The 2,692-nt window shown below is 62.8% G+C and carries 4 protein-coding genes; 3 read left to right on the top strand and 1 reads right to left on the bottom strand.

The features are described from left to right. The coding region (locus MK181_10905) for a homocysteine S-methyltransferase family protein (GenBank protein MCH2420306.1) at positions 1-477 on the top strand (477 nt) is incomplete at its 5' end. A gap of 2 nt (positions 478-479) precedes the next feature. Here the strand turns inward: MK181_10905 and MK181_10900 are convergent. Beyond that, the gene (locus tag MK181_10900; GenBank protein MCH2420305.1) at positions 480-1,346 is read right to left on the bottom strand and encodes a patatin-like phospholipase family protein; all 867 of its coding nucleotides are present in this window, start codon (positions 1,344-1,346) and stop codon (positions 480-482) included. A gap of 69 nt (positions 1,347-1,415) precedes the next feature. On the opposite strand from MK181_10900, the gene MK181_10895 reads away from it, so the two are divergent. Together MK181_10895 and MK181_10890 are read left to right on the top strand one after the other, a co-directional pair. Continuing rightward, on the top strand, positions 1,416-1,811 hold the full coding sequence (locus tag MK181_10895) for a VOC family protein (GenBank protein MCH2420304.1): 396 nt from the start codon (positions 1,416-1,418) through the stop codon (positions 1,809-1,811). Between the two features lie 326 nt (positions 1,812-2,137). Next, positions 2,138-2,692 (top strand): hypothetical protein (locus tag MK181_10890; GenBank protein MCH2420303.1); only part of this gene is annotated, 555 nt, incomplete at its 3' end.

Here is a 2,692-nt window from a genome sequence, read left to right as displayed (position 1 = left end):
GGCGCCCGCCAGGTCTCGGACCTCCCCATCGTGGTCACCCTCAGCTACGACACTGCCGGCTGCACCATGATGGGCGTTACCGGCCAGGAGGCTGGGGTCTTCCTAGCTGAGCTCGGGGTGGCCGGCATCGGCGCCAACTGTGGTGCGAACCTGACCGACACCGAGGCCGCGGTGGTCGCTATCCGGGCCGCCGTCGGCGATATCCCGGTGATCTCCAAAGCCAATGCCGGTGTTCCGATTTGGAGGGGTGCCACTCTGGAGTACGACGCCACTCCGGAAGTGCTGGCCGCCCATGCCCACCGCCTTCGGGAGGCCGGGATTTCCGTCATCGGGGCTTGCTGCGGCAGTACTCCTGAGCACATGGCATACATCCGTCGGGTACTGGACGGCGACCTTCCGGTTCCCGATGTCGGACTTCCGACGGTCACGGACACCGTCGGGCCATCCAAAACACGGCAGAGGCGGCGCGACAGTTGACCTCAGACGGCAGCGTCTAGCCGGTCGAGGACTCGTTCGGCGGCCTCGGCGCCCGCCTCGATGAGATCCGGAACGAGGTCGAACTCAAAGTCTGGGGCGTCGTCCACGGTGGGCAGCTCCAGGTGGAGTACCTCTAGATCGGTTGGGACGTCAAACCACTGCTGACGGGTCAACTCGGCCGCCGCGGCCCGGATCCCGACCATCATCAGCGACAGCGCCGTTTGCTTCTCGGCCGGCGTGAACTTCGCTGCGACGTCTAGTACCACTAGGCGGGTCGGGGCCAAGGACACCGCCTTGCGAAGTGGGATATTGGATACCACGCCGCCGTCGATATGCCGTTGGCCGTCGCTCAGCTCGACGGCCGGCAGTACTCCTGGTACCGCGGTCGTCGCGCATAACAGATCAACCACCGGTCCGCTGGTCCACCAGGCCACCTGACCTGTCGAGGCGTCGGTTGTGCCTACGTGACAGGGCACAGCAATGTCGGCCAGGTCTTCCATGGGGACGTGCTCGGCGATGACAGCCCGGAGCCGCTCTCCCGGATCAAAACTGGGCCGCCCCCGAATGATTGAGGCGACGTTGCGAATAACGCTTCCCCGGATGGGCGCCTTGTCGGCCACGTCCCGCCAGACACTCTCTAGAAGATCGACCTGGGCGACGGTCGGATCGTGGGCCAGGAACGCCCCGTTGAGGGCTCCAGCCGACACCCCTACCACTTCGTCGGGAAAAATCCCCCGGTGGAGAAGGACCCGTAACATTCCGGCCTGAGCCGCCCCACGAACCGAGCCCCCGGAGAACACGAAAACTGTGTGGCTCCGCTCCGGTTCCTGGTATCTGCGCCAGCGGTCGAGCCATCGGGGACGGGCCATGGCGGAACGGTAGCGGCCACCTCGGTCACTGATCTGCCCCGCCCAATACCTCGTCGGTAGGATTCGGCTATGTCACACCCGGGCCTCTTCCCAACTATTCGCTGCCGTGACACGAAGGCCCTCATTGACTTCCTGGTCAAGGCATTTGGTTTCATCGAGCATTTCGTTGTGCCAGAAGGCAACGGCATTATCCATGCCGAGCTCAGGTGGCCGGGAGGGGGCGGTGTGATGCTCGGGGATGCGGTAACCGGTAACGACGACCACGACAGGCTGGATCTGCCTGTAGGCCCAACCAGCGTGTACGCAGTGACAGACGACCCGGACGGCCTGCACGATCGAGCCGTAGGTGCTGGTGCCACGATCGTTCGTGGTCTACGCGACGAGGAGTACGGAGCGCGGGGATTCTCGGCGGCCGACCCCGAAGGCAACATCTGGAGTTTCGCGACCTGGCACGGTGAGGACTAGTGGAAGAAGTTGATCTTCGTTCAGCCTGGAATGCCTTTTGTGATCGCCTGAAGGACGGTGCAGACCTCGTACTGGACCCCGGTCGACCGGGGGACGACATCGACCGGGCCGAGGGAATCCGTGCTCTGCTCCGACGTCTAGCCAGCGACGTCTCCCGTGATCTCGAGGGTGGTGATCCTGAACATCCCGAACTGTCATGGTTTCATCCGTTCAAGAACGGTCAGGACAACCCCGATGGCCTTTATCAGATCGCAACTGTCGACCTCTCACGTACCTATCGGTTGTCGGGAAACATTGGGACGGTTCGGTATCTAGGTCTCTCTGTGATGACCACTGATTTTTCGGAGGGGAAGATTGAGCAGTTCCTTACGGTGAACGGCGACGACCTCCAAACCGATAACGACGGCACTTTCGAACTCCTCTTTGGTGCTGGTCCCTGCCCCGATGACACGTCCTCCGCTGTGTGGCATGCCTTGCCACCCCGTCGTTGCAGGCTGATGATCCGCCAGTTCTTCTACGACTGGGAGGGCGAGGAGCCGGCCGACCTCCATCTGGAATGCCTGGAACCAGGTCCGGCACCAAGCCGTCTTGGGCCTATCGACCTGACTTCGCGTCTTGGTCCTACTGCCGACCGGGTGGTTGATATGACCGCCTTCTGGGCTGACTTCGGTAGCCAGCACCTGGCCCGGGGCGAGGTCAACTCGTTCGATCATGTCCAAAGCGCTCAGGGTGCCGCGAGTTCTATGGGAGGCAGCCTTGACCAGGGATACGGCCAGGCTTGGTATCGCATTGCCGAGAGTGAGGCCCTTCTTTTGGAGGTGGAGATCCCGGAGTGCACCTACTGGGCAGTCCAATTGGGTGATGTCTGGTACCAATCGCTG

This window comes from Acidimicrobiales bacterium, assembly GCA_022452035.1.
Lineage (GTDB): Bacteria > Actinomycetota > Acidimicrobiia > Acidimicrobiales > MedAcidi-G1 > UBA9410.
Note: the sequence above shows the minus strand (reverse complement) of the source record. Positions and strands in the feature narration are given on the sequence as shown.

Bases quoted from the DNA above. Each gene is read 5' to 3' on its own strand.
- MK181_10900 (MCH2420305.1), bottom strand. From the start codon at position 1,346: ATGGCCCGTCCCCGATGGCTCGACCGCTGGCGCAGATACCAGGAACCG.
- MK181_10895 (MCH2420304.1), top strand. From the start codon at position 1,416: ATGTCACACCCGGGCCTCTTCCCAACTATTCGCTGCCGTGACACGAAG.